Below are 26,127 nucleotides of genomic sequence, written 5' to 3' on the forward strand. Positions count from 1 at the left end.
CTACCGTTCTGTGCCCTGCTCGCGCGCTGAGTCTGCGGTGGCGCTGGCGGGCGGTGTGGCGGCCTCGGCTGAGTTGCGCTGGGCGAATGCGTGGATCAGCGCGATCACGCCCGCCACCACCGAACCAACCAAAAATCCGAGCACCATTGAGATCAGGGTTTCAACCAGCCAAGACAATACGGCGCCAACACCGGCAACCGAGAGCACCGACTCGGCGATGCCGTGCACGACACCGTAGGGTTCGGCAAGCCCAACCGCGTGCGATTGCACGAGCAGAATATGCCCGCCAACCCAGAGCATCGCGAGGGTGCCAACAATACCGATGAACGTCATCACCCGGGGCATGATCGCAACCAGGTGTTGCCCCACGCGCTGCGCGGTTTTTGACTTCCGCGTGGTGAGCGCCACACCGATATCATCAATCTTGACCAGCAGCCCCACCGTGCCGTACACGCCGAGGGTGATCGCCAGCGCTACCAGAATCAGCACGATCGCCATCAGCATCCAGTTGTCCATGCGCACCTCATTCATGGCGATCACCATGATTTCGGCGCTGAGAATGAAGTCGGTGCGGATGGCGCCCGAAACAACGCGTTTTTCGGTGTCGGCATCTGTTTCGGCGGCGGCCGCAGCTTCGGCAAGCGGCTGCTCGTCGCGGTGCAGCAGCTTGTGCCACACCTTTTCGGCGCCCTCAAATGCGAGATAGGTGCCGCCGAGAATGAGCAGCCACGGCAGTACCCACGGTGCCAGCCAGTTGAGTAGCAGCAGCGCCGGCAGGATGATCAGCAATTTGTTGACCAGCGAACCCCTGGTGATCTTCCAGATGATCGGGAGCTCGCGTTTTGGTTCCAGACCCCGCACATACTGTGGTGTGACGGCGGCGTCGTCAATGACCACACCGGCAGCTTTGGCGCTTGCTTTTGCGGTGAGTGCACCCACATCGTCGAGGCTTGCGGCCGTGAGTTTGGCGAGTGCGGCGATATCGTCGAGCAGTGCAATGAGTCCGGACACAACAGCAGCCTAGCGGCTGGCCGTGCCGGAGCGATGATAGGATGAATGCCGTTCTGATCATCCTTTAATGGCCGTCCAGTGAGGCGGGGAAGGGGGTCGACCTTGGCCGAACGCACCGTGCTGCAATCCGGCGATGTGTCGCGCGCGCTGATGCGAATCTCGCATCAGATTCTCGAAGCGAACCAGGGGCCCGAGGGGCTTGTACTGCTGGGAATTCCCACCCGCGGTGTTCCGCTCGCGCAGCGCATCGGAGCCAATCTTCAGCAAATCTGCGGCGATGACGCCGAGGAGCTGGGAGACGACTTTGTCGGCTCGCTCGACGTATCTATGTACCGGGACGACCTGCGACGCCGCAGCATCACGGTGGCCCACCCCACCAGCATCCCGGCCTCGGGAATTGACGGCCGCACAGTGGTGCTCGTCGACGATGTGCTCTACTCGGGCCGCACAATTCGCGCGGCGCTCGACGCCATCAGCGATATCGGCCGCCCGAGCGCGGTGCGGCTGGCGGTGCTCGTCGACCGTGGCCACCGCGAACTACCGATTCGCGCCGATTTTGTTGGCAAAAACCTGCCGAGCGCTCGAAGTGAACGCATCGATGTGCTGCTGCAAGAAATTGACGGTGGCGAGGATGCGGTTGTGATTCGAGACAGCGAGGATGAACGATAGTGCGACACCTCATCTCAACCGCCACGCTCACGCGCGAAGAAGCGATTTTGCTGCTTGATACGGCCGAGGATATGGCCGCCACCCAAGACCGCGAGGTGAAAAAACTCCCCGCGCTGCGCGGTGTCACCGTGGTGAATCTCTTTTATGAAGACTCCACCCGCACCCGCATCTCGTTCGAGGCGGCCGAAAAACGGCTCAGCGCGGATGTCATCAATTTTGCCGCCAAAGGATCGAGCGTTTCAAAGGGCGAATCGCTCAAAGACACGGCGCAGACGCTGCACGCTGTGGGGGCGGATGCGGTGGTCATTCGTCACCCGGCATCAGGCGCGGCACAGATGCTTGCCGAACGCGGCTGGATTAACGCGCCGATCATTAACGCCGGCGACGGCTGCCACGAACACCCCACCCAGGCGCTGCTGGATGCGTTCACGTTGCGCCGCCGGCTGCACGGCGACAATGCGCGCGGCCGCGGGCTTGACGGAGCGCGCGTGGTGATCGTGGGCGATGTGCTGCACTCGCGTGTGGCCCGCTCAAATGTGTGGCTGCTCGGGGCGCTCGGTGCCGAGGTTGAGCTCGTTGGACCGCCGACACTGCTGCCCGGCGAATTCGACCACTGGCCCGCCACCACTGGCTACGACCTCGATGCGGCGCTGGCGCGTAAACCCGACGCGGTCATGATGCTGCGCATTCAGGCCGAGCGGATGCGTGCTGCATTCTTCCCCCACACTCGCGAATACGCGCGGATGTGGGGGCTGACCGAACAGCGATTCCGCTCGCTGCCGGAAAGCGCTGTGGTGATGCATCCGGGCCCGATGAACCGCGGGCTTGAAATTTCATCGGCCGCTGCCGATTCGAAACAGGCCACTGTGCTCGAGCAGGTGGCCAACGGTGTGAGCGTGCGTATGGCCGCTCTCTACCTGCTGTGCTCGGGCGTGAAAGAAGGCACTAATTAACCATGAGCATCCTGATTCGTAATGTTCGCCCCTGTGGCGAGACCGCTCAAGACTTGCTGATTGAGGGCGACCGCATCGCACAAATCGCTCCTGCCGGCAGCATCGAAACCGCCGACGAAATTATCGATGGCGCCGGGCTGATTGCCCTGCCGGGGCTCGTCGACCTGCACGTGCACCTGCGCGAACCCGGGTTTGAATCGAGCGAAACTGTGCTCACCGGTAGTCGAGCTGCCGCCAGGGGTGGGTTCACCACGGTATTTGCCATGCCGAACACGCAGCCGGTGCAAGACACCGCCGGCGTGGTGGAGGCAGTGTGGGCGCTGGGCCGCGAGGCCGGATACGCCGATGTGCATCCGATCGGCGCAGTAACCGTCGGCCAGCAGGGGGAACAGCTCGCTGAACTCGCCTCGATGGCCAACTCGCGTGCCCGAGTGCGCGTATTCAGCGACGACGGTAAATGCGTGTTTGATCCGCTCATCATGCGCCGGGCACTCGAATATGTGAAGGCGTTTGACGGTGTTGTGGCCCAGCACGCACAAGACCCGAAACTCACCGAGGGTGCCCAGATGAACGAGGGCGCACTCAGTGCTGAACTGGGTCTTGGCGGTTGGCCGGGCGCCGCCGAAAGCTCGATCATCGCCCGTGACGCACTGCTTGCCGAGCAGGTTGGTTCGCGCGTGCACGTGTGCCACCTGTCTACGCGCGCATCGGTTGACGTGGTGCGGTTCGCGAAGGCCCGCGGTATTCAGATCACCGCCGAGGTCACGCCGCACCACCTGCTGCTCACCGAAGAAAAAGTGCGCGGCTTTGATGCCCGCTACAAGGTGAACCCGCCGCTGCGCACCGAGGACGATGTGGAGGCGCTGCGTGATGCCCTTGCTGACGGCACCATTGACATCGTCGGCACCGACCACGCGCCGCACCCTAACGATTCGAAGCAGACCGAATGGGACTTCGCCTCAATGGGCATGGTGGGGCTGGAATCTGCCCTGCGCATCGTGCACGCCACGATGGTGAACACCGGACGGCTCGACTGGCGCGGGGTTGCCCGCGTGATGAGCGAAACTCCCGCGCGAATTGGTCAGGCGACGGATGCTGGACAGCCTCTGGAGGCCGGCCAGCTCGCGAATGTGGTGCTGTACGATGCCGAAACTTCGAGTGTTTTCACCGAGGCTGATTTGGCCGGTAAATCGGTGAACTCGCCCTATCTTGGGCTGACATTGCCCGGCCGGGTACACACCACGATTTATCGCGGCGTGCCCACAGTTCGCGATGGCGAAGTGGTTGACGCCGACACACTGCGAGCCGCTCGCCGCTCGCAGCTGGCCAGCGAGGGGGAGCGCTAGTGCCAACGACCGTGCTGCTCACCACCGTCGTTATCCTTGGCTGCTGCGCAGCGGTACTGCTACTCATGCTGTTCGGTTGGCGGCATCGGATGCGCAAGCAGCGTGATATTGCCGAACCACCGCAATTGCCGGCCGGGCTTGGCGAACCGCTGTACGCACTCGACGATGTGCACTATGTCGCCACTTCCGAAACCGGGCGGGCACTCGAACGCATCGTTGTGCCACCGCTGGCGTATCGGGGTCGCGCAACCGTTGAGGTGCATCCCAGTGGTGTTGCCATCGGTATTTCTGCAGCCCGCCCCTTTTTTATCCCCGTTGACCGCATCGAGACGATTGCCCGCGCACAGGCGACCATCGACCGCGCTGTCGAACGCGACGGCCTGCTGGTCATTCGCTGGCACATCGACCCCGATCACTCAGTTGAAACCTACTTCCGCGTCGTCCACCCCGGTGAGCGCCAAGCTCTGCTCGACGCGCTGACCTCACTCATCTCGCACACGCACACCCAGGAGCACGCATGATTCGCACCGAACCAGCCGTCCTCGTCCTTGAAGACGGCACCCGCTATGAAGGTCTTGCCTATGGAGCTCGCGGTGAGCGCTACGGAGAACTGGTGTTCACCACCGGTATGACCGGCTACCAAGAAACCCTCTCTGACCCGAGCTATGCGGGCCAGATTGTGGTGCAGACCGCACCCCACATCGGCAACACCGGCGTGAATGATGAAGACATGGAATCGGCCGGGTTTTGGCCGGCAGGCTATGTGATTCGCGACCCCAGCCGGGTGGTGTCGAATTGGCGGGCACAGGGCGACCTCGAAAGCGCGCTCGTCGACAGCGGCATCGTTGGGATCAGCGATGTCGACACTCGCGCGCTCACCCGCAAAATTCGCGACCGGGGCGCAATGCGTGCCGGCGTGTTTAGCGGCGAGGCGCTGAACATTGCCGAAGCTGAGCAGCTTGAGCGCGTGCAGGCCCAGCCTGAGATGGCCGGGCGCTATCTTTCCGATCGGGTCACCACCGATGCCACCTATGTTGTCGAACACACCGGCAGCGAGCGCATCGGGGTAGTGGCACTGCTCGACCTGGGCGTAAAAACCGCCACAATCCGCAACCTCAACTACCGCGGTTTTGATGTGCACGTGCTGCCTGCCGACGCCACCGCCGATGATGTGCGCGCGACCGGCGCCGACGCGATTTTTTATTCAAACGGCCCCGGCGACCCCGAAGCCAACGATGCGCAGGCACAGCTGCTGCGCGAACTGCTGCGCGAGGGCTATCCATTCATGGGGATCTGCTTTGGTAATCAGCTGCTGGGTCGAGCACTCGGTTTCGACACCTATAAGCTGCCATTCGGTCACCGCGGCATTAACCAACCCGTGCGTGACACCGTCACCGGCAAGGTCGAGATCACCGCGCAAAACCACGGCTTCGCGGTCGACGTGCCCCTTGACGGGCCGGTCGACTCACCGGCGGGTCTTGGCCGGGTAGAGGTGAGCCACATCGGGCTCAACGACCAGGTGGTCGAGGGGCTGCGCTGCCTCGACATCCCGGCATTTTCGGTGCAGTTCCACCCCGAGGCCGCGTCGGGGCCGCACGATGCATCACCGCTTTTTGACCGCTTCCGTGACATGGTCGTGGCCGCCAAAGCCGAAAAACAGCACAACTAACGAGGAGCCGACGAACCTATGCCAAAGCGCAACGACATCAATTCAGTACTCGTCATCGGCTCGGGCCCGATTGTTATCGGTCAGGCAGCAGAGTTTGACTACTCCGGCACCCAGGCGTGCCGCGTGCTTCGAGAAGAGGGCGTGCGAGTAATTTTGCTCAACTCGAACCCGGCGACGATTATGACCGACCCCGACTTCGCCGACGCCACCTATGTTGAGCCGATCACTCCCGAAGTGATCGAAAAAATCATCCTGCGTGAGCGTCCCGACGCTATTTTGCCGACGCTCGGCGGCCAGACCGCACTCAATGCGGCCATGAAGCTGCACGAACTCGGCCTGCTCGAAAAGCACGGTGTCGAACTCATCGGCGCCAATATCGATGCGATTCGTCGCGGTGAAGACCGGCAGGAGTTCAAAGACCTGGTGCTCGAGTGCGGTGCCGACGTGGCCCGCTCTCATATCGCCCACACCGTCGAAGAGGCCAAAGCCTTCGCCGCCGACCTCGGCTACCCGCTGGTGGTGCGCCCCTCGTTCACGATGGGCGGCCTCGGTTCTGGCTTCGCGCACGATGAAGAAGAGCTCGTCCGCATCGTTGAAGACGGGCTGCTCTCGTCGCCCACCAGCGAGGTGCTGCTTGAAGAGTCGATTCTCGGGTGGAAAGAGTATGAGCTCGAACTTATGCGTGATGCTGCCGACAACACGGTGGTGATCTGCTCGATTGAAAACGTTGACCCGGTTGGTGTGCACACCGGTGACTCGATCACCGTAGCACCGGCACTGACCCTCACCGACGCCGAATATCAAAAGCTGCGCGATGTGGGTATTGCCATCATTCGTGCTGTTGGCGTCGACACCGGTGGCTGCAATATCCAGTTCGCGGTCGACCCCAGCAACGGTCGCGTCATCGTGATCGAAATGAATCCTCGAGTCTCACGTTCATCGGCGCTGGCCTCGAAAGCCACCGGCTTCCCGATCGCAAAAATTGCCGCGAAGGTGGCCATCGGTTACCGTCTCGATGAGATCGCCAACGACATCACTCGCGAAACTCCGGCAAGCTTTGAACCGGCCATCGATTACACGGTCGTCAAGGTTCCGCGGTTCAATTTTGAAAAATTCCCGGCGGCCGACCCCACCCTCACCACCACTATGAAATCGGTGGGTGAGGCCATGGCGATTGGCCGTAATTTCACCACGGCGCTGCAGAAGGCACTACGCTCGCTCGAAAAACGCGGCTCATCATTCACCTGGGTCGATGATGACCGCACCGTTGATGAGCTGCTGGAAATCATCAAGACTCCCACCGACGGTCGGATCGTCGATGTGCAGATTGCCATGTCAAAGGGTGCCACAGTCGAGCAAGTTTTTGATGCGACCAAGATTGACCCCTGGTTCCTCGACCAGATCGCGCTCATTAACGAAATTGCCGAACAGGTGCGCTCAGTTGAGGTACTGGATGCACCCACGCTGCGGTTGGCGAAGCGTCACGGTTTTTCGGATGCTCAGCTTGCCGAGCTGCGCGGACTCACCGAGGCCGAAGTGCGCGCCATCCGCCGCAATAGCGGCATCATTCCCGTGTACAAGACCGTTGACACCTGCGCGGGAGAGTTCCCGGCATTCACGCCCTATCACTATTCGAGCTACGACCTCGAAACCGAGGTGGCACCCAGTGACCGTGAGAAAATCATCATTCTGGGCTCGGGGCCGAATCGGATCGGTCAGGGGATTGAGTTCGACTATTCGTGCGTGCACGCCTCGTTCGCACTGGCTGACGCCGGGTACGAGACCATCATGGTCAACTGCAACCCCGAAACTGTCTCGACCGACTACGACACTTCCGACCGGCTCTACTTCGAGCCGCTGACACTCGAAGACGTACTCGAGGTGATCGATGCCGAGCGCGCCTCGGGCACGCTGAAAGGCGTGATCGTGCAGCTCGGTGGCCAAACCCCGCTGGGGCTCGCCAACGGCCTACAGGCAGCGGGTGTGCCGATTCTCGGTACCAGCCCGGATGCAATCGACAGCGCTGAAGAGCGCGGTCAATTCGCGCGCATCCTCGACGATGCTGGCTTGGCCGCACCGGCAAACGGCACCGCAACCAACCGGACCGGAGCCCATGAGGTGGCCAACCGCATCGGCTACCCGGTGCTAGTGCGTCCGAGCTTCGTGCTGGGTGGTCGAGGTATGGAAATCATCTACTCAAATGAACAGCTCGATGACTATTTCGACCGCATCGCCGACCAGGGTATTGTTACAGCCGATCACCCGCTGCTGGTAGACCGTTTTCTTGACGACGCCACCGAAATCGATGTCGACGCGCTATTTGATGGCGAAGAGCTCTACATCGGCGGCATCATGGAACACATTGAAGAGGCGGGTATTCACTCGGGCGACTCGGCCTGTACGCTTCCGGCAATCACGCTCAGCGACGCGCGATTGCGCCAGGTGCGCGAAGCGACGCTGCGGATCGCGGCGGGTGTTGGCGTGCGAGGCCTGCTCAACGTGCAGTTTGCTATCGGAGCGGGGCGACTTTATGTGCTCGAAGCCAATCCGCGTGCCTCACGTACCGTGCCGTTTGTTTCGAAGGCACTCGGCACGCAACTGGCCAAGGCAGCTGCGCGCGTGATGGCCGGTGCCACTATCGCCGAATTGCGCGCCGAGGGGCTGCTGCTCCGCGAGGGCGATGGCACGATTCTGCCGCTCGACACGCCGGTGGCAGTGAAAGAGGCGGTGCTGCCCTTCAAGCGGTTCCGCACGCTTGAAGGATCGATTGTCGACACACTGCTTTCGCCCGAAATGCGTTCGACCGGTGAGGTCATGGGAATCGACAAGAACTTCCCGCTTGCCTTCGCAAAGAGCCAGCTCGCAGCCTATGGCGGACTGCCCGAGCGGGGTACCGTGTTCGTTTCGGTTAATGACCGCGACAAGGGCGCCATTGTCAGTCCCATTATGGAACTCATCAACCTGGGCTTCGAGATCTACGCCACCGACGGCACCGCAAAGGTGCTGTACCGGCACGGCATTGCCGCCAAGCTGGTTGGTAAGTTCACCGGCGAGACAGATACTGAGGACGCGGACGATAGCCGCCCGAATATTGTCGAGATGATCCAGGCCGGCGAGGTCGATATGGTCATCAACACACCCTCGGGTGCCTCGTCGCGAGGTGACGGATACCAGATCCGCACCGCAGCAGTAACGGCCGATATTCCGATCTTCACCACAATGTCGGAACTGCACGCTGCGGTTGGCTCGTTCCGCGCACTGCACGACGGGCTGGAAGTGACTGCGCTGCAGGAATACAACGAGCGACGAAAGGTAAACCGGTGACAACCGCGAAGACATTTGGTGAACGGCTCGCTGAAACGACCGATAAGTACGGCCACCTCTGTGTCGGTATCGACCCGCACACCTATCTGCTCGAACGCTGGCAGCTGCCGGTATCGGCGGTGGGAGCGCACGAGTTTGGACTGCGCGTCATTGAAGCACTGCAGGGCCGAGTTGGCATCGTGAAACCGCAGGTTGCGTTCTACGAGCGATTCGGTGCCAACGGCTACCGCGTGCTTGAAGACGTTTTCGAAGCTGCCCGCGCAGCCGGGCTGCTCGTGATCGCCGATGTCAAGCGCGGTGATGTCGGTTCCACGCTCGACGCCTACGCGGAAGCCTGGCTCACTCCCGGCATGCCGCTTGAAGCAGACGCGATGACCATGAACTCGTATCAGGGTTTTGACACGCTTAGCAGCCCGCTCGCAAAGGCCGAAAAATACCACAAGGGGCTGTTTGTGCTGGCCGCAACCTCCAACCCCGAATCGGCCTCGGTGCAGACCGCGATGCGGGTTCGCGGCTCCCAGGAGGGTCGCACCGTCGCCGGTGGTATTGCCGCCCGGGCCGCACAGTGGAATCGTGAGCACTACGCCGGTCGTGAGAAGGGCTCGATCGGTGTGGTACTCGGGGCCACGGTCGACCAAGAACTGCTCGGTATCGATGTGGATGATCTGGCCGTCGAACCCGACACGCCGATTCTGGCACCGGGATTCGGCCACCAGGGCGCGCGTTTCGAAGACGTCAAGGAGATCTTCGGGAAATCAGCAGAGAATGTGATTGTTAACGCGTCGCGTTCAATCCTCGGTGACGGACTCGAGGGCCTGGATGCGGCGATTGATCACCACAACGAACTGTTGCGGCAGGCATTCAAATGAAATCGCAAACTCCACCACCAGTCGACCGGGTTGAAGCCTCGAAAAAGGCGGTCGAAGCTCGAAGGGCGCGCGCCGAGGTAAAGCGTCGGCTTGCCTCGGGTGCGGCCCGGCCGGTGGATGTGTTGGCCGCCGCCCTGCGCACCAACACGCCACAGCATCCGGCGGCCACGATGCGGGTGCCGCAGTTTTTGCGCGCAATCCCGCATATCGGCGAGACCAAGTCGACCCGCATCCTGGAGCGGCTCGAAATCTCACCGGTGAAAAAACTTGGCGGGCTGGGTAAACAGCAGCGTGAGCGGCTGCGGCAGTTCCTGCTTGAGTGGGAGGCTGCCTCGCCCCCCGAACCGCGCGTGATCGTGCTCGCCGGGCCCACTGCTGTTGGCAAGGGCACGGTTGCGAAATATATCCGCGATAACTACCCGGATGTGCATATCTCGGTTTCGGCAACCACGCGCAAACCTCGTCCGGGTGAACGCGAGGGGATTGACTATTACTTCGTGGACGAAGCCGAGTTTGACCGGCTCATCGCCGACAACGAGCTGCTCGAATACGCCACGGTGCACAACGCACACCGCTACGGCACCCCAGCAGAACCACTGCGCGAACGGCTGGCAAAAGCACAGCCTGTGCTGCTCGAAATTGATCTGCAGGGCGCGCGTCAGGTGAAAGAGCGCATGCCGGAGGCTAGACTGGTGTTTTTGGCGCCCCCGAGCTGGGATGAACTGGTGCGTCGACTCATTGGCCGTGGCACTGAATCGGCCGAAGAGCAAGAGCGCCGCCTTCAGACCGCGAAGGTTGAGCTGGCATCCGTGAACGAGTTCGACGCGTACGTTGTGAACTCATCCGTTGCGGAAGCTGCAAACGAGGTCTTGCACCTCATGGGACTTGACGAAGGAAATCACAAATGATTGAGAAACCCAAGGGCATCATCGACCCGCCAATCGACGAACTGCTGCAGCGCGTGTCGAACAAGTACGAACTGGTTATTTTCGCTTCGAAGCGGGCTCGCCAGATCAACGACTACTACAGCGATCTGCAAGATGGCACCGTGTTTGACACTGTTGGACCGCTGGTCGACTCGAACGTCGACGATAAACCGCTGTCGATTGCGCTGCACGAGATTAACCAGAACAAGCTCGTCATGCGTGAGCCTGCGCCCGAGGCCGCAGTCGCCGATCTCGATGACCTCATCGACTTCGGAGACGACCCGGTAACCCCCGCGCAATAGCAATAACTCGATAGGAGCGGCGTGGTGGTGGAGCAGCGTGACCCACGGCATGATGATGCGCGACCATTGCGCATCATCATCGGTGTCACGGGCGGAATTGCCGCCTATAAGGCGGTTTCGGTAATTCGCTCGCTCGTGCTGCTTGGCCACCACGTCGATGTGATCGCTACCGAACACGCATTGAAGTTCGTTGGCGCCCCCACCCTCGAGGCGATTAGCCGCAATCCGCTGCACACCGACCTCTATGACGGCGTGGCCCAGGTGCGTCATGTAGCACTCGGGCAGCAAGCGGATGTGATCGCGGTGGTGCCAGCTACGGCGAACAGCATTGCGAGGTTTGCTGCGGGTATGGCCGACGATCTACTCGGCAACACCGTGCTCGCCTCCCGGTCTCCACTGGTTGTCGCGCCCGCGATGCACACCGAAATGTGGCAGCACCCGGCCACCCAGGCAAATATTCTGCGCCTTGAAGAACGCGGCACGGTCATTGTCGGCCCCGAGGCGGGGGCGCTCACCGGGGGAGACGAGGGGCCGGGGCGACTTGCCGAGACCGAAACTATCGTGGCGAGTATCCTGACCGCCGCGCGTTCGGCAAAGCGGCGAGCGATTGAGGATGAACAGGCTCGCGATCTCAGCGGCCGTCGAGTGCTGATTACCGCCGGCGGCACCCGAGAACCGATCGACCCGGTGCGCTTCCTTGGCAACCGTTCATCCGGTAGACAGGGAGTCGCTCTCGCCACGCGCGCGCTCGCTCGCGGGGCCGAGGTAACGCTTATTGCCGCGAACCTTGAGATCCCGGTGCCTGATGGCATCAGCGTGGTACGGGTATCAACGGCCGAACAGATGGCGACCGCCGCCGCCGAGCTGGCCCCGCGCAACGAGATCATCATTATGGCCGCTGCCGTCGCTGATTTTCGTCCCGAGCGTGTCGAGGGCGGCAAGATCAAAAAAGAGGCTACCGGTGACGCGCTCACGCTCACATTCACTAAAAACCCTGACATTTTGCGCCAGCTCGTTACCGCCCGGGTGCCCGGGCAAACGCTCGTGGGGTTCGCTGCCGAAACCGAAGCGGATGACACCGAACGGCTTGAAATTGCGCGCCGCAAGCGTGAACGTAAGGGCTGCGATCTGCTCGTGCTCAACCGAGTTGGCTGGCACGAAGGGTTCCAGAGCGATCACAATCGAGTGCAAATCATTGACGAAACCGGCAGCGTCATTGCCGACCACGAAGCCGACAAAATGTCGGCGGCAGATGTCATCCTAGATGCGGTTGTTCAGCGCAGCGCTGGGTGACCCAACCCATTCACAAAGTTCTCCCACACGGCAGCTGCCGTGCACTCCCAGGGAAGGTGATCTACATGTCCGAACTTCGACTGTTTACCTCCGAGTCGGTAACCGAAGGCCACCCCGATAAGATCTGCGATCTCATCTCGGATGGCATTCTCGACTCGCTACTCGAACAAGACCCCGCTGCCCGTGTCGCAGTTGAGACCATGGTGACAACCGGCCAGGTGCACGTGGCAGGTGAGATGCGCACCACCGGTTACGCGGATGTGGCCGGTATCGTGCGTCAAACCATTTGCGATATCGGATACACCAGCTCGGATCTCGGTTTTGACGGCCGACTGTGCGGCGTTTCGGTGTCGATTGGCAGCCAGTCGGAAGAGATCGCTACCGGTGTCGATCACGCACTTGAGGTGCGTGATGGCGACTCGGATGATGAGATCGCCCGGCTGGGAGCCGGCGACCAGGGCATCATGTTCGGCTACGCCACCGATGAAACGCCCGAACTCATGCCGCTACCGATCTGGTTGGCACACCGGCTTAGCGAACGCCTCACCGAGGTGCGAAAAAACGGCACGCTGCCGTATCTGCGCCCCGATGGCAAGACCCAGGTGACCTGTGGTTATGACGGGGATGTGCCGAAAACTGTCGAGACAATCGTGATTTCGACGCAGCACGGCAAAGTTGAGCAGGCGCAGCTTGCCGAGGATCTCGAACGCGAGGTGATTCGTCCGGTGCTTGACCGGGTGGAGCTCGACTCGTCAAACACTCGCCTGCTCATTAATCCATCGGGTGGCTTTGAACTGGGTGGCCCCGCTGCCGACGCCGGCCTCACCGGTCGCAAGATAATCGTTGACACCTACGGTGGTATGGCGCGTCACGGTGGTGGCGCTTTCAGCGGGAAAGACCCTTCGAAGGTTGACCGCTCGGCTGCCTATGCGATGCGCTGGGTGGCAAAAAACGTGGTGGCCGCTGGCTTTGCCAAGCGTGTTGAGTTCCAGGTCGCCTATGCAATCGGTTCGGCGCAACCGGTGGGGTTGTACTGCGAAACCTTTGATACGCACACGGTCGAACCCGAAAAAATCATCGCCGCGGTGCGTGAAGTGTTCGACCTGCGCCCAGCCGCGATCATTCGCGACCTGCAGCTGCTTCGCCCCATCTATCGCCAAACCTCAAACTACGGCCACTTCGGACGCGAACTTCCCGACTTCACCTGGGAACGCACCGACCGGGTTGCGGCCCTGCAGCGAGCCATCGGATAGCCGTGGCAGCCGTCGCGCGGATTGCGATTGACTCTCCGCTGCCGCAGCTGGACCGGGTATTCGAGTATGCGATCCCGGCGACGCTCACGCACTCGGCCGTGCCCGGTGTGCGAGTGAAAGTGCCGCTGCGAGCCGAGCGACGAATCATCTCGGGCTGGGTGCTCGGTGTTGCCGACGAAGCCGAGTTCTCGGGCAAGCTCTCTGAAATCGACTCGGTAGTAAGCGAAGCCCGTGTGCTTACCGATGAACTCGTACAGCTTGCTCGCGCTGTAGCCGACCGGCAAGCAGGCACACTCGCTGATGTGCTGCGTTTGGCGATACCGAAGCATTCAGCCCAGCTTGAGCAGCGCTGGCTGGATGATGAATCGGGCGAGCGGGCCAGACGCCTGGCAGCATCACAAACGCCCGTCTGCGGCGATACCACCGAAAGCCCGGACACCGGCGTAATACCGAACCCCCGTGCCGAGGTGACAGCAGCGCCTTGGGCTGATGCCATCCTCAAACCCGAGATCAGATTTGCGTTGCACACACCGGTGGGTGTTTCTGGTCACGAGCCGCGGGCCATGGGGGCGCTCGCAGATCTCGCCGCAACGACCCTCGCTCGCGGAGAGTCGGCGATTGTGCTCGTACCTGATTTTCGTGATGTTGAACTGATATTCGCAGCACTCGAACGGCGCGTCCCTGCCGAACTGCTGCGGCGGTTCGATTCGCAACTGAAACCGATGCCGCGCTACGAACAGTTTTTGCGTGCGCTCGAGCCGATCCCGCAGGTGATTGTGGGCACTCGCGCGGCAGTATGGGCACCGGCCCACTCGCTGGGACTGATTGCAATGTGGGACGACGGTGATGAAAGCTACCGCGAACCGCATGCACCCTATCCACACACTCGCGAAGTGGCCCTGATGCGCGCGACGATGCAGGGCTGTGCCGTGGTGCTTGCGGCGCACACGCCTTCACTCGAAGCCCGGCGGCTGGTTGCATCGGGTTGGCTCACCGAATTGACCGCACCGGGGCCGGCCCAGCCGCGGGTTATCCCGGCCGCCGCAACGATAGGAGATGATGCCGCAGCGCGCGCGGCCCGCATCCCCGAATTCGCGTGGCAGACTGCCAGTCGTGCCCTGCGCGATGGACCCGTTCTGGTGCAGGTGGGGCGCGCGGGCTATCGTCCCAGGCTGCGCTGCGCGGACTGTCGCGAGATTGCCCGCTGCAAAAGTTGCGCGGGCGAACTCATCCAGAGCTCTGACTCGGCGCCCGTTTCGTGCCGTGTGTGTGGTGCGATTCAGCCGGATTGGCACTGTGGCGAGTGCGGCGGCAACGAATTACGTGCCGGATTGGTGGGGCATGAGCGCACCGCCGAAGAACTTGGCCGTGCCTTTCCCGGCGTGCCCGTGGTGGTTGCGGATGCGCAACAGCGGCAGGTGACGATCGGTGCCACACCGGCGCTGGTGGTGGCAACGCACGGCGCTGAACCGATTGCCGAAGACGGCTACCGGGCGGTGCTGTTACTGGATGCCGAGTTCGCCCTGGCACGCGAGGCGCTCGACACCGTGGTTGATGCACTGCGCGTGTGGTCGAACGCGGCAGCGCTATCAGCGGATGGTGCGATTGTCGCGATCACAGGTGCGGTTTCGCCGCCGGTAGAGGCATTGCAGCACTGGCAGCAGGCGCCCATAGTGGATGCTGAACTCGAACAGCGGCGCGAGCTCGAGTTCCCACCGTCCGTGCGTGTGGCAACCGTTCGCGGTACTCAACGAGAAGTGGATGCGGCGCTGCGACGCATCCGAGATCTGCAGCTTCGCGAGGTATCGATACTCGGCCCCCTCCCAGATGAAGAAGATCCCAAACTGCATCGGGCGACGCTGCGTTTTGGGTACCGTGTCGGCTCGGCTGTGGCGGCCGCAATAAAGACCGAGCTGGTGGTGCAGGCGACCGCCCGACGCGGGGTCGGCGGCCGCGGCGCCGCATCGACGTTGCGGGTGCACTTCGACGATTACGAAGTTTTCGCGTAGCCAGCGGGCAGCTCCCGATCAATATGTTCGCCGCATCTGGGGCTCACCCCACGAACGTCTCGCCCGATCACGACCCGTAGCCAGGTCGGCGCGAACAGCGGAGTACCCTAGAACACTATGCGACTTGTTGTAGCCGGCACACCCGAAGCCGCGGTGCCCACTCTCGAAACCCTCGCCGCATCCGAACACGAAATTGTCGCGGTGATCAGCCGCGAAGACGCCCCGCGCGGACGCAAACGCGTGCGCACGCCCTCACCGGTTTCGGCGCTCGCGCTCGATCTTGAGCTACCGCTGATTCGCACGAACCGACTCGACGATCAGGTCACGGCGCAGCTGACCGAACTACAACCCGACCTGGGGGTGATCGTCGCCTACGGCGGTATTGTGCGCGAACCGCTGCTCTCGACGCCGCGGCTGGGGTGGATCAACCTGCATTTTTCGCAGCTACCAAAATGGCGCGGCGCAGCCCCCGTACAGCGGGCAGTGCTGGCGGGAGAGCGGGAAAGCGGCATTGCCGTGTTCCAGCTTGGGGCAGGGCTAGACACGGGCCCGACTTTCGTGAACCGTCCCGAACCCATCGGCGCTGACGAAACCGCCGGCGAATTACTTACCCGGCTGGCGCAGCTTGGCGCTCAAGACGTGCTCGCAACTGTCGACGCGCTTTCCCGTGGTGAAGCGGTGGCAACCCCCCAGCAGGGGTCACCGACACATGCGGCCAAGCTGAGCGTTGCCGATGGCGAAATCGATTGGCGGCTCGATGCCGAGCGGGTGTATGCGACCATTCGCGGTGCCACCCCAGAACCCGGGGCGAGCACCGAGCTCGACGGAGCGCGATTCAAAATACACGAGGCGCGGCGTGCCCAAACGCAAGCGACACTGCAACCGGCACAGGTGTGCCTAGACGCAGACCGAGTACTCGTCGGCACCGGTAACGGGGCACTTGAACTCGTGCGCGTGCAGCCTGCCGGTAAAACCGCCATGAATGCCGCAGACTGGTTCCGCGGCCGCCGCACCGAGTCGGTGATGCTTGGATGAGCGGGTTGCAGTGGTCGCCACGAGGGCCCCACAGCGGGCGCAATCACGGTACTTCGCCCGCTCATCCCACGGGCAACAAGCGCAACCGCGACCAGCGCCGCGGTGGGCAGCGTCGCCGTGCGCAGGTTGCCGAATCAAACCCGCGACTGGTGGCGCTCGATGTGCTGGTCGCTGTTGAACGCGACGACGCCTATGCGAACCTGCTGTTGCGTCCGCGGCTTGACGCCGCCGGCGTCACGGGCGTCGACGCGGCGCTGGCGACCGAGCTCACCTACGGCACACTGCGGCTGATCGGCTACTACGATGCCGTCATCGCGCTCGCCGCGCATCGCGCCGTCACCGAAATCGACACGCTCGCGAAGAACGCGCTGCGTCTTGGTGCACATCAGCTATTGGGAATGCGCACCAAGACCCATGCCGCAGTGAATGAGACCGTGACCGTAGCGTCAGCGCGCGGTTCGCGAGGTGCGGTCGGCTTTATCAACGCCATCCTGCGGCGCATCGCTGAACGCACCCCCGAACAGTGGCATACCGAGGTGCTGGCCGCGCACCCCGACCCGGTTGATCGAATGGCTGTCGAGCATTCCCATCCCGAGTGGATTGTGCGAGCGTTTCGCGACGCGCTCGATATTGAAGGCCGAACGACTGAGCTCGCAGCCCTCTTGGCCGCCGACAATGACAACCCGGCCGTGCAACTTGTAGCCCTTCCGGGCCTTGCCGAGCGTGACAATCTGCTGGCCGCGCATCCCGAGACGCTGACTGCTGAGGTCGCAAGCCCCACGGCACTGCGACTCAGCCACGGAGACCCGCTTGATTTCCCGCCGGTGCGAGAAGGCACGGTGCGGGTACAGGATGCTGGCTCGCAACTGGTGGCGCTCGCCCTGGCACACATCACACCGATTGCGGCGGGGGAGCGGATTCTTGATCTGTGCGCCGGCCCTGGCGGCAAAACAGCCCTGCTCGCAGCCGAAGCGCTGTGCCACGGTGCTGATTTTCAAGCCAACGAGATAACGCCCGCTCGAGCCAAACTCGTGCGCGACGCGTTGCGCCCGCTCTATCCCGAGACCGAGCTGCCGCCGGTTACCGAACGTGACGGCCGCGAGTATGCCCAGCAACCCGATAGCTTCGACCGAGTGCTGGTGGATGTGCCATGCTTCGGCCTTGGCGCGCTGCGTCGTCGTCCCGAGGCGCGCTGGCGCAAACGCCCCGAAGACATCGCCGAACTCACGCAGCTGCAAGAGGAGCTGCTGGCCGCCGCGATCACCGCAACAAAACCGGGCGGGGTGATTGCCTACGTCACCTGCTCGCCGCACCTTGCTGAAACCGCGGCCGTGGTGCGGCGCGTGCTGCGTACCCATCCGGCAACTGTGTTGGATGCGGTTGAAACCTGCCTTGCCCTCGCTCCAGAACTCGATCTTGTGCCGCGGCAAATGGGTGAGGGCACGGCGGTGCAGCTGTGGCCGCACCGGCACGGCACCGATGCGATGTTCCTGGCCTTGCTGCGCAAACCGGGCGCATAGCCGCGGATGGTGAGCCGGCCGAGTAGGCTCAACCCCATGACCGATGTGCGTATTCAGCCCTCTATTCTTGCCGCCGACTTCGCGAACTTTGCACACGAGTTTGATCGCATCGCCACCGCCGATGCCGCGCATGTGGACGTGATGGACAACCATTTCGTACCGAACCTCACAATGGGTCAACCGATGGTGGAGCGACTGCAATCACTGAACAAGCTGCCGCTTGATTTGCATCTGATGATCGCCGACCCCGACCGCTGGGCACCGCAGTTTGCCGAGATGGGCGTGTTTTCGGTCACCTTTCACCTGGAAGCAGCTACGGCTCCGGCGACCATCGCCCGCAATATTCGCGCCCAGGGTGCTCGGGCGGGAGTGGCGCTTCGTCCCGGCACCCCCTTTGCTCAGATTGAAGAGCTGCTCGAACATTTCGACCAGCTGCTCATTATGACCGTAGAGCCAGGTTTTGGCGGACAGAAGTTTATGCCCGAGACCATGCCCAAGCTTCGTCAGGCACGCGAGTGGGCACGGCGCCACGGCAGTGAAATTTGGCTGCAGGTCGACGGGGGCATCTCGGACGACACAATTGCGATCGCAGCCGAAGCTGGGGCCGACACCTTCGTGGCCGGTTCGGCGGTTTTTCGCGGCGAGCCCGAGGTAGAGATTGCCCGCCTGCGGCAGTTGGCGACCGCACACCGTCACTCCGATCACCGGGTGAACTCCTAAGCTGGCGGTGCACGTGCGTAGCCGCCAGCACCGCCGCCCCGACTAGACTGGGTAACCGTGAAAACCTTTGAATCTCTTTTTGCCGAGCTGCAAGAAAAAGCCGCAACCCGTCCGGAAAGTTCGGGAACGGTCGCCGAACTTGACCGCGGCGTGCATTTCATCGGTAAGAAGCTGGTCGAAGAAGCGGCCGAAACCTGGATGGCCGCCGAGTATGAAAGCGATGCTGAGTGCCAAGAAGAGATGGCGCAGCTGCTTTATCACCTGCAGGTGATGATGATCGCCAAAGGCTACGAGCTGAGCGACGTCTATCGCTATCTCTGACCCGGCTAACTGAGCTGCTGAAATCTATCTTCGCTATCTGACGGCTGCGCTGACAGCCAACTCGAAAGGAATCAACGATGCTGCGCATCGCAGTGCCCAATAAAGGCATGCTGGCTGAAACCGCCAACGAGATGCTCGTAGAAGCGGGATATCGGGGACGCCGAAGCCGGGAGCTTACCGCTATTGACCCGGCAAACGACGTCGAGTTTTTCTACATCCGGCCCCGTGATATTGCCACCTACGTGGGTGAGGGGGTGCTGGATATTGGTATCACCGGTCGCGACCTGCTGCTCGACAGTGAATCAAGCGCACAGGAGGTGCGCGAATTGCACTTCGGTGATTCGACATTCCGCTTCGCTTCGCGTCCGGGCGAGTTCAGTGATGTGAGCGAACTGGCGGGTAAGCGGGTCGCCACGAGCTATGTGGGGCTATTGAGCCGCTACTTCGCCGAGCGCGGCATCGACGCCGAGCTTGTGAAACTTGACGGGGCGGTTGAATCATCGATTCAGCTCGGGGTTGCGGATGCGATTGCCGATGTGGTTTCGACGGGCAACACGCTGCGCGGTGCTGGTCTCGAGATTTTCGGCCCGGTGATTTTGAAGTCGACCGCCGTGCTCATCTCTACCCCCGACAAGGTGGAATCGGCTTCGACGCTGATTAAGCGGCTTGAGGGCGTGATGGTGGCGCGCGAATACAGCATGATGGACTACGACATTCCGGCCGATCGGTTGCAGGCCGCACTCGAGGTGACCCCCGGTTTCCAATCACCGACCGTGTCTGACCTAGTTGACCCGAACTGGAAGGCGGTGCGTTCGCTGGTGCCGCTGGGTGAACTGAACCAGGTGATGGACCGGCTCAGCGAGATCGGTGCGCGGGCGATCCTTGTGACCGCACTGCAGGCAGCGAGGATGTGATCGCGATGACCACTGCAGAAACTGCTGTCGCGAGCCCCATGAACCCCCTGGCAGTGCGCGTTATTCCCTGCCTCGATGTGGCTGCTGGGCGCGTGGTGAAGGGGGTCAATTTTCTGAATCTGCGGGATGCGGGTGACCCGGTTGAGTTGGCGGCTAAGTATGCCGCTGAGGGGGCCGACGAGATCACATTCTTAGATGTAACCGCCACCAGCGACGCTCGCGACACCACCTACGACTTGGTCACGCGCACCGCCGAGCAGGTGTTTGTGCCACTGACGGTCGGCGGCGGCGTGCGCACTGTCGCGGATGTGACACGACTGCTCGCCTCGGGTGCCGACAAAGTCGGGGTGAACTCGGCAGCGATCGCGCGTCCCGAGCTGATCGACGAGATTGCGACGCGTTTCGGCGCCCAGGTGTTGGTGCTGTCCCTCGACATTCGCCGCAGCGACGAAACCGAATCTGGTTTTGAAGTCACCACTCATGGTGGTCGCAAAGGGACGGGAATCGATGCGATTGCCTGGGCCCGTGAAGCGGCCGATCGGGGCGCCGGTGAGTTGCTCGTGAACTCGATGGATGCCGACGGCACCAAAGCGGGCTTCGATCTTGAATTGACGCGGCTTGTGCGCGAGGTGGCGAGTGTGCCGGTCATCGCATCCGGTGGCGCCGGCGCGCTCGAACATTTCGCTCCGGCGATTGGCGCGGGTGCCGATGCGGTACTGGCTGCGAGCGTGTTCCACTACGGTGAACTCACGATTTGCGAGGTGAAACGAGCCATCGCCGAGGCCGGCTACCAGGTGCGGCAACCGGTAACCGGCTGCGTCGAGCGAAATGCTGGTGCTACCGAGGCGGTCGCTGATGCGGAGCATTGAGCGGCTCAGCGAAACCGAGATCCTAGCGATCATCGATTCGGTGCGCTTTAACTCGGACGGGCTCGTGCCCGCCATCGCGCAACAGTACGACACCGGTGAGGTGCTCATGATGGCGTGGATGAACGTCGAATCGCTCGCCGAAACGCTGCGGCACCGGCGGGTGGTGTATTGGTCACGTTCACGTCGCGAACTCTGGCGAAAAGGTGACACCTCCGGTCACAGCCAACAGCTCGTGACGCTAGCGCTCGACTGTGACCGCGACACGGTATTGCTCGGCGTTAACCAGGTGGGTGCCGCGTGCCACCGCAATACGCGCAGCTGCTGGGACACCGACGAGCTGGCGGTAAAGTTCACGCAGCCGATTGGAGAGCTGTGACCACGGGCGAAACAACCTGGCTGAACACGACTCGGGGAAGTGCTTATCAGCGGACGTCAGTGTTGTTCGTGTTTGCCGGGGCGCTTGTCGGGCTGGTGACCACGCTGTTGCCGTGGGTGACCGCTGAGACTCGCAGCGGCCAGCAGCTGAGCGTCACCGCAGATGCTGCCAATCCCGCAACCCTGGCGCTTTCGCTGACGAGCTTGGCGGGTGCGGCGGCACTGTGGCTTGTGGGCCGTTGGCCACGTGTAGTGCTTGGGGCACTGCTGGTGTTGATCGGGGGTGTCGCGGTGGTGACCGTGGCACTGATGGCTGATGGCGAGGTGGTGCGTCGCGCGTTCGAACAGCAGTTGCAGCTCGACCCGTCTGGGGCACTGCTCAGCGGTGATGAACTCGTTCCCGCGCGCACGTTGGCTCCGTGGCTGGCGATGCTGGGCGGGGTGCTCGTCGCCATTGGCGGCGCACTGGCGGCTGCAACGGCCCAGCTGTGGCCGGCTGCTGGGCGACGCTTCGCGGTATCCGGTGGTGCAGCTGTCGCTTCCGCTGCGCACTCGAGCGCTGATGTGCGGGTAAACCAGTGGGATGCCCTCAGCGCCGGTGAAGATCCGACGCTCGGCGATGAGGATGCTTCGGGCGGCGAGAATTCACAGTAGACTAGCCAGAGTTTCAGACCTCTTGAAGGAGTTTTGCATGTCGAACCAGCAGGCAGCTATCGATCACTACGAAGACGAGGGTCACTCGGTCGCCGGATGGATCGGTGTAACGGTAATTATGCTCGGTTTCGTGCTGGGCGCTATCGGTCTGTTCATCGAGTCTGAGGTGCTGTTCTGGGTGGGTGTGGCCTGTGTGCCCGCCGGTGCAATCCTCTGGCCGGTTCTGAAGGCTCTGGGGCTCGGGCCGAAGGAAGCGTAGTGATTCTCGACGACCTGTTTGCCGGGTCGCTCGAAGACGCTGCCCGCCGTCGGGAACAGCTACCGACGGCCGAACTCGAACGTATTGCGCTCGCGCAGGCACCCGCTCTCGACGCTGCTGCGGCCCTGCACCGCAATGATCGGGTGCACATCATTGCCGAGGTGAAGCGCGCATCGCCCTCACGCGGACGGTTGGCTGGCATCCCCGATCCGGCCGAGCTTGCCCGGCAATACGAGCAGGGTGGTGCTTCGGCGATCAGTGTTTTGACCGAGGAACGCAAGTTCTTGGGTTCGCTTGACGATCTGCGTGCCGTTCGTGCAGCCGTCGAAGTGCCGGTGCTGCGCAAAGAGTTCATCGGCGAGGAATACCAGATTCTTGAAGCTCGTGCCGCGGGCGCCGACCTGGTGCTGCTCATCGTGGCGAGTCTTACCCAGCCACAGCTGGAACGTCTCAAACACTTCACCGAGCAGCTCGGTATGACCGCCCTCATTGAGGCCCACACGCGTGACGAGTTCGCGCGCGCACTCGATGTGGACGCTCGCGTGCTCGGTGTGAACGCGCGCGACCTCAAAACGTTTGAACTGCATCCAGAACTTTTTGCCGAACTCGCTCCGGAATATCCCGCGGGTGTGGTGCGGGTTGCTGAATCTGCGGTGCTTCGTCCCAGAGATGTGCGCGCCTATCGCGATGCTGGCGCCGATGCGGTCTTAATCGGTGAGGCGCTCGTGACCGGTTCTGATCCGGCCGCCACAATTAAGGAGTTCAGAAACGTATGAGCGAACAGCAGCTTCGCCACACCGAGGGGCCGTACTTTGGCGAGTTTGGGGGCAGATTTGTTCCCGAAAGCCTGATTGCGGCGCTCGAGGAGCTCACTCACGAGTGGGACTCGGCAAAACACGATCCCGAGTTTTTAGCGCAGCTGCGTCAGCTTGGACGCGAATATAGCGGCCGCCCGTCGCTACTCACCGAGGCACCGCGGTTTGCACAGCACTGCGGGGGAGGGCGGGTGTTTCTCAAACGTGAAGACCTCAACCACACCGGCTCGCACAAGATCAACAATGTGCTCGGCCAAGCGTTACTGACCAAACGCATCGGTAAAACACGCATTATTGCCGAAACGGGTGCCGGTCAGCACGGCGTGGCGACGGCAACCGCGGCAGCACTGTTTGGTCTTGACTGCACTATCTACATGGGTGCGGTCGATATCGCGCGACAGAGCCTGAACGTGGCGCGGATGCGGCTGCTTGGCGCCGAGGTGATTTCGGTAGCATCGGGCTCACAGACGCTGAAAGACGCGATCAACGAGGCGTTTCGCGACTGGGTGGCGAATGTCGAAACCACCAACTATCTCTTTGGTACGGCAGCCGGTCCGCATCCATTCCCGGCGCTTGTGCGTGACCTGCAGCAGGTCATCAGCGAAGAAGCCCGCGAACAGATTCTTGAGCGTACCGGCAAGCTTCCCGACGCTGTGTTCGCCTGTGTTGGTGGGGGTTCTAACGCTATCGGCATGTTTGAGGCTTTCCTCGATGATCCAGAAGTGCGGTTGTATGGCGTGGAGGCCGCGGGCGAGGGCTTGAACTCGGGTCGCACTGCCGCCACTATTGAAGTTGGCCGCGCCGGGGTGCTGCACGGGGCTCGAACCATGCTCATGCAGGACGCTGACGGTCAAACTATCGAATCGCATTCGATCTCGGCGGGTCTCGATTACCCGGGCGTCGGCCCCGAGCACTCGTGGCTGCACGCGATTGGTCGAGCCGAATATATCGGCGCCACCGACTCAGAGGCGATGACCGCGATGCGGCTGCTCTCGCAGAGCGAGGGGATTATCCCGGCAATTGAGTCGGCTCACGCGTTGGCGGGCGCGATGCGCGTTGGGAAGCAACTCGGTAACGACGCGATTATCGTGGTGTCGCTGTCGGGCCGCGGCGATAAAGATATGGAGACCGCGATGAACTGGTTTGAGCTTGGAGAAGCGAACCGTGTCATCGGGGAGGGGCAGCTGTGAGCGAACTCGTCTCGGTGATTGATCGGGCCCGCGCACATCGTCGCGGACCGTTGATCGGTTATCTACCCGCCGGCTTTCCCGATTTTCACACTTCTGTTGATGCCGCGGTTGCGCTTGCGGAAGCCGGTGTGGATGCGCTCGAGTTTGGGGTGCCGTACTCCGATCCGGTTATGGACGGGCCGGTGATTCAAGCGGCCTGCCAGCGAGCACTGCAGGCAGGATTTCACGTCGACCAGCTCTTCCGGGCCATTGAACAGGTGTGTTCACGGGTTGATATGCCAATCGTGGTGATGGGGTATTACAACCTGATGCATGCTCGCGGTGTCGATAACTTCGCGCGCGACCTGAAAAATGCCGGTGGTGCGGGTATGGTGACCCCCGACCTCATTCCCGAGGAGGCCGGTGAATGGCTGAGCGCAGCCGATAAGTACGATCTTGACCGCATCTTTCTGGCAGCCCCAACTTCGAGTGATGACCGGCTGCGGATGATCATCAAAGCCTCGCGCGGTTTTGTTTACACGGTCTCGACCATGGGAATTACTGGTGCCCGAGCCGATGTTGACCGTGCGGCTCGCGTCCTAGCCGACCGCCTGCACGAGCTTGGCTGTGAACGCGCCTGCGTGGGTATTGGAATTTCCACCGCCGACCAGGTGCGCGATGTGCTCGGGTACGCCGAGGGCGCGATCGTTGGTTCGGCGCTGGTACGTTCACTTGCTGAGGGCGGCGTTGCCGCGCTGTCTGCCACTGCCACCGAACTTGTTCGAGGAACGGAACGTTAATGCCACCGGTACTCACTGCCATCCCGTCACCACCACCCGAGTGGCGCGCATTCGCACTGGGCCCGCTAACCATCCACACCTACGCCCTGATTATCGTGGCCGGAATTATCGTGGCGGTGCTGTGGACGAATCGGCGGATGACCAAGCGCGGCGGTGAGCCGTGGGTGATCATTGATATCGCGATGCCAGCGGTGCTGTTGGGGCTCGTTGGTGCGCGACTGTGGCACGTGTTCACGCATCCGGCCGACTACTTCTATCCGGGCGCGAACATCTGGAATATTTTCGCGATTTGGGAGGGCGGTAACGCCATTATCGGTGCCCTCATCGGTGGGGCGTTCGGTGCCTGGCTGGTTTGCCGGGTGCGCGGTATTCGGTTTCTTTCGTTTGCGGATGCGGCCGCGCCAACGGTGCTGCTCGCGCAGGCAATCGGTCGGCTCGGTAACTGGTTCAACCACGAACTGTTCGGTTGGCCCACCGACCTGCCCTGGGGGCTGGAGATTCTGCCCACCAACCCGGCCTATCCTTCCGGTTTGCCTGCGGGGACGCTCTTCCACCCGACGTTTCTTTACGAAATGCTGTGGAGCCTCGCCGGTGTTGGGGTGTTGCTGCTGATTGAACGGATGCTGCGCTGGCGCGGCGGGCGGATGCTTGCCGGCTATCTCATCTGGTACGGACTGGGACGAATGGTTATCGAGTCGATTCGCGTCGACTACTCAGAAGTGATCCTGGGCATGCGCTCCAATGTTTTCGGGGCCCTGCTGATGGTGCTCACCGGTGTTACGGTGTACGTCTGGAGCGTACGCCGCGACCGTGCCACCGACGCACCACTTGAGCGCACCATTTACCTGTCGAACAAGCCCTTTGTGATCGAAGACGCGCAGGCCAAGAACAAGGATTCGGCAGGCACGATCAACGCGGAAGCCGAAGAAGACGCCGCGACGGCTGCCGAGGATGCTCCTACTGCCAACGGGGTGTCGCAGGACACACCCGATGCAGCAAGCGGCGACCCCGATAGTCACACCACATCGGTCAGGTAAAGTGCTGCCCGGATT

General features: G+C 62.2%; 26 protein-coding genes. 25 read left to right on the plus strand and 1 reads right to left on the minus strand.

Features of this window, described 5'->3' with window-relative positions:
• The gene (locus RQ865_RS00225; protein ID WP_311476459.1) at nt 1-1,011 is read right to left on the minus strand and encodes a DUF808 domain-containing protein; all 1,011 of its coding nucleotides are present in this window, start codon (nt 1,009-1,011) and stop codon (nt 1-3) included.
• Nucleotides 1,012-1,113: 102 nt separating this feature from the next.
• Here RQ865_RS00225 and pyrR point away from each other — a divergent pair, with 102 nt between their 5' ends.
• The 25 genes from pyrR to lgt all read left to right on the plus strand — a co-directional run bounded on the left by pyrR (nt 1,114) and on the right by lgt (nt 26,112).
• Nucleotides 1,114-1,680 carry a bifunctional pyr operon transcriptional regulator/uracil phosphoribosyltransferase PyrR gene (pyrR, locus tag RQ865_RS00230; protein WP_311476461.1) on the plus strand — a complete coding sequence of 189 codons (567 nt, stop codon included), beginning with the start codon at nt 1,114-1,116 and terminating at the stop codon, nt 1,678-1,680.
• Nucleotides 1,680-2,633, plus strand: coding sequence for an aspartate carbamoyltransferase catalytic subunit (locus tag RQ865_RS00235; RefSeq protein WP_311476463.1), 954 nt, complete (start codon nt 1,680-1,682; stop codon nt 2,631-2,633). Before pyrR ends, RQ865_RS00235 begins: the two co-directional genes overlap by 1 nt.
• Nucleotides 2,634-2,635: 2 nt before the next feature.
• Nucleotides 2,636-3,979 (plus strand): dihydroorotase, encoded by a 1,344-nt coding sequence (locus RQ865_RS00240; RefSeq protein ID WP_311476464.1) that lies wholly within the window; start codon nt 2,636-2,638, stop codon nt 3,977-3,979.
• On the plus strand, nt 3,979-4,500 hold the full coding sequence (locus RQ865_RS00245; protein WP_311476465.1) for a hypothetical protein: 522 nt from the start codon (nt 3,979-3,981) through the stop codon (nt 4,498-4,500). The genes RQ865_RS00240 and RQ865_RS00245 overlap by 1 nt, the downstream gene beginning before the upstream one ends.
• The gene (gene carA, locus RQ865_RS00250) at nt 4,497-5,648 is read left to right on the plus strand and encodes a glutamine-hydrolyzing carbamoyl-phosphate synthase small subunit (protein WP_311476469.1); all 1,152 of its coding nucleotides are present in this window, start codon (nt 4,497-4,499) and stop codon (nt 5,646-5,648) included. The genes RQ865_RS00245 and carA overlap by 4 nt, the downstream gene beginning before the upstream one ends.
• Before the next feature lie 18 nt (nt 5,649-5,666).
• Entirely contained in the window at nt 5,667-8,972 is a 3,306-nt protein-coding gene (gene carB / locus RQ865_RS00255) for a carbamoyl-phosphate synthase large subunit (RefSeq protein ID WP_311476470.1), read from the plus strand.
• Nucleotides 8,969-9,841, plus strand: a complete 873-nt coding sequence (gene pyrF / locus RQ865_RS00260; RefSeq protein ID WP_311476471.1) for an orotidine-5'-phosphate decarboxylase — start codon at nt 8,969-8,971, stop codon at nt 9,839-9,841. The genes carB and pyrF overlap by 4 nt, the downstream gene beginning before the upstream one ends.
• Complete coding sequence (gene gmk, locus RQ865_RS00265; protein WP_311476472.1) at nt 9,838-10,749, plus strand: guanylate kinase; 912 nt, start codon at nt 9,838-9,840, stop codon at nt 10,747-10,749. The genes pyrF and gmk overlap by 4 nt, the downstream gene beginning before the upstream one ends.
• Nucleotides 10,746-11,069: a DNA-directed RNA polymerase subunit omega gene (gene rpoZ, locus RQ865_RS00270; protein WP_311476473.1), complete on the plus strand. Its 324-nt coding sequence runs from the start codon at nt 10,746-10,748 to the stop codon at nt 11,067-11,069. Before gmk ends, rpoZ begins: the two co-directional genes overlap by 4 nt.
• A gap of 24 nt (nt 11,070-11,093) precedes the next feature.
• Nucleotides 11,094-12,362, plus strand: coding sequence for a bifunctional phosphopantothenoylcysteine decarboxylase/phosphopantothenate--cysteine ligase CoaBC (coaBC, locus tag RQ865_RS00275; protein WP_311476474.1), 1,269 nt, complete (start codon nt 11,094-11,096; stop codon nt 12,360-12,362).
• A 65-nt stretch (nt 12,363-12,427) separates the two neighbouring features.
• Nucleotides 12,428-13,615: a methionine adenosyltransferase gene (gene metK, locus RQ865_RS00280; RefSeq protein WP_311476476.1), complete on the plus strand. Its 1,188-nt coding sequence runs from the start codon at nt 12,428-12,430 to the stop codon at nt 13,613-13,615.
• A 2-nt stretch (nt 13,616-13,617) separates the two neighbouring features.
• Nucleotides 13,618-15,624, plus strand: coding sequence for a primosomal protein N' (locus tag RQ865_RS00285; RefSeq protein WP_311476478.1), 2,007 nt, complete (start codon nt 13,618-13,620; stop codon nt 15,622-15,624).
• 117 nt (nt 15,625-15,741) lie between these two features.
• A complete protein-coding gene (gene fmt, locus RQ865_RS00290; protein WP_311476479.1) occupies nt 15,742-16,659 on the plus strand; it encodes a methionyl-tRNA formyltransferase in 918 nt (305 codons plus the stop codon).
• Entirely contained in the window at nt 16,656-18,179 is a 1,524-nt protein-coding gene (locus RQ865_RS00295) for a transcription antitermination factor NusB (RefSeq protein WP_311476480.1), read from the plus strand. Before fmt ends, RQ865_RS00295 begins: the two co-directional genes overlap by 4 nt.
• A gap of 36 nt (nt 18,180-18,215) precedes the next feature.
• Nucleotides 18,216-18,899 carry a ribulose-phosphate 3-epimerase gene (gene rpe, locus RQ865_RS00300; protein ID WP_311476482.1) on the plus strand — a complete coding sequence of 228 codons (684 nt, stop codon included), beginning with the start codon at nt 18,216-18,218 and terminating at the stop codon, nt 18,897-18,899.
• 57 nt (nt 18,900-18,956) lie between these two features.
• On the plus strand, nt 18,957-19,220 hold the full coding sequence (locus tag RQ865_RS00305; protein ID WP_311476484.1) for a phosphoribosyl-ATP diphosphatase: 264 nt from the start codon (nt 18,957-18,959) through the stop codon (nt 19,218-19,220).
• A gap of 77 nt (nt 19,221-19,297) precedes the next feature.
• Nucleotides 19,298-20,134 (plus strand): ATP phosphoribosyltransferase, encoded by an 837-nt coding sequence (gene hisG, locus RQ865_RS00310; RefSeq protein WP_311476490.1) that lies wholly within the window; start codon nt 19,298-19,300, stop codon nt 20,132-20,134.
• A 5-nt stretch (nt 20,135-20,139) separates the two neighbouring features.
• Nucleotides 20,140-21,003 (plus strand): imidazole glycerol phosphate synthase subunit HisF, encoded by an 864-nt coding sequence (gene hisF / locus RQ865_RS00315; RefSeq protein WP_311476492.1) that lies wholly within the window; start codon nt 20,140-20,142, stop codon nt 21,001-21,003.
• Nucleotides 20,990-21,379, plus strand: coding sequence for a phosphoribosyl-AMP cyclohydrolase (gene hisI / locus RQ865_RS00320; RefSeq protein WP_311476493.1), 390 nt, complete (start codon nt 20,990-20,992; stop codon nt 21,377-21,379). The genes hisF and hisI overlap by 14 nt, the downstream gene beginning before the upstream one ends.
• Before the next feature lie 59 nt (nt 21,380-21,438).
• Complete coding sequence (locus RQ865_RS00325; RefSeq protein WP_311476495.1) at nt 21,439-22,032, plus strand: Trp biosynthesis-associated membrane protein; 594 nt, start codon at nt 21,439-21,441, stop codon at nt 22,030-22,032.
• Between the two features lie 37 nt (nt 22,033-22,069).
• Nucleotides 22,070-22,291: an HGxxPAAW family protein gene (locus RQ865_RS00330; RefSeq protein WP_311476497.1), complete on the plus strand. Its 222-nt coding sequence runs from the start codon at nt 22,070-22,072 to the stop codon at nt 22,289-22,291.
• Nucleotides 22,292-22,293: 2 nt separating this feature from the next.
• On the plus strand, nt 22,294-23,067 hold the full coding sequence (gene trpC, locus RQ865_RS00335; protein ID WP_311477026.1) for an indole-3-glycerol phosphate synthase TrpC: 774 nt from the start codon (nt 22,294-22,296) through the stop codon (nt 23,065-23,067).
• Nucleotides 23,064-24,296 carry a tryptophan synthase subunit beta gene (gene trpB, locus RQ865_RS00340; RefSeq protein WP_311476498.1) on the plus strand — a complete coding sequence of 411 codons (1,233 nt, stop codon included), beginning with the start codon at nt 23,064-23,066 and terminating at the stop codon, nt 24,294-24,296. The genes trpC and trpB overlap by 4 nt, the downstream gene beginning before the upstream one ends.
• Complete coding sequence (trpA, locus tag RQ865_RS00345) at nt 24,293-25,075, plus strand: tryptophan synthase subunit alpha (RefSeq protein WP_311476499.1); 783 nt, start codon at nt 24,293-24,295, stop codon at nt 25,073-25,075. Before trpB ends, trpA begins: the two co-directional genes overlap by 4 nt.
• Nucleotides 25,075-26,112 (plus strand): prolipoprotein diacylglyceryl transferase, encoded by a 1,038-nt coding sequence (gene lgt / locus RQ865_RS00350; protein ID WP_311476501.1) that lies wholly within the window; start codon nt 25,075-25,077, stop codon nt 26,110-26,112. Before trpA ends, lgt begins: the two co-directional genes overlap by 1 nt.
• Nucleotides 26,113-26,127 lie beyond the last annotated feature (15 nt).

The sequence above is a fragment of the uncultured Gulosibacter sp. genome (assembly GCF_963509965.1).
In the GTDB taxonomy this organism is placed as follows: Bacteria; Actinomycetota; Actinomycetes; order Actinomycetales; family Microbacteriaceae; genus Gulosibacter.

Coding starts and splice junctions, on each gene's coding strand:
- hisF (WP_311476492.1), top strand. CDS start 20,140: ATGACCACTGCAGAAACTGCTGTCGCGAGCCCCATGAACCCCCTGGCA.
- lgt (WP_311476501.1), top strand. CDS start 25,075: ATGCCACCGGTACTCACTGCCATCCCGTCACCACCACCCGAGTGGCGC.
- hisI (WP_311476493.1), top strand. CDS start 20,990: ATGCGGAGCATTGAGCGGCTCAGCGAAACCGAGATCCTAGCGATCATC.
- gmk (WP_311476472.1), top strand. CDS start 9,838: ATGAAATCGCAAACTCCACCACCAGTCGACCGGGTTGAAGCCTCGAAA.
- carA (WP_311476469.1), top strand. CDS start 4,497: ATGATTCGCACCGAACCAGCCGTCCTCGTCCTTGAAGACGGCACCCGC.
- hisG (WP_311476490.1), top strand. CDS start 19,298: ATGCTGCGCATCGCAGTGCCCAATAAAGGCATGCTGGCTGAAACCGCC.
- trpB (WP_311476498.1), top strand. CDS start 23,064: ATGAGCGAACAGCAGCTTCGCCACACCGAGGGGCCGTACTTTGGCGAG.
- carB (WP_311476470.1), top strand. CDS start 5,667: ATGCCAAAGCGCAACGACATCAATTCAGTACTCGTCATCGGCTCGGGC.
- rpoZ (WP_311476473.1), top strand. CDS start 10,746: ATGATTGAGAAACCCAAGGGCATCATCGACCCGCCAATCGACGAACTG.
- rpe (WP_311476482.1), top strand. CDS start 18,216: ATGACCGATGTGCGTATTCAGCCCTCTATTCTTGCCGCCGACTTCGCG.
- metK (WP_311476476.1), top strand. CDS start 12,428: ATGTCCGAACTTCGACTGTTTACCTCCGAGTCGGTAACCGAAGGCCAC.
- RQ865_RS00330 (WP_311476497.1), top strand. CDS start 22,070: ATGTCGAACCAGCAGGCAGCTATCGATCACTACGAAGACGAGGGTCAC.
- RQ865_RS00240 (WP_311476464.1), top strand. CDS start 2,636: ATGAGCATCCTGATTCGTAATGTTCGCCCCTGTGGCGAGACCGCTCAA.
- RQ865_RS00295 (WP_311476480.1), top strand. CDS start 16,656: ATGAGCGGGTTGCAGTGGTCGCCACGAGGGCCCCACAGCGGGCGCAAT.
- fmt (WP_311476479.1), top strand. CDS start 15,742: ATGCGACTTGTTGTAGCCGGCACACCCGAAGCCGCGGTGCCCACTCTC.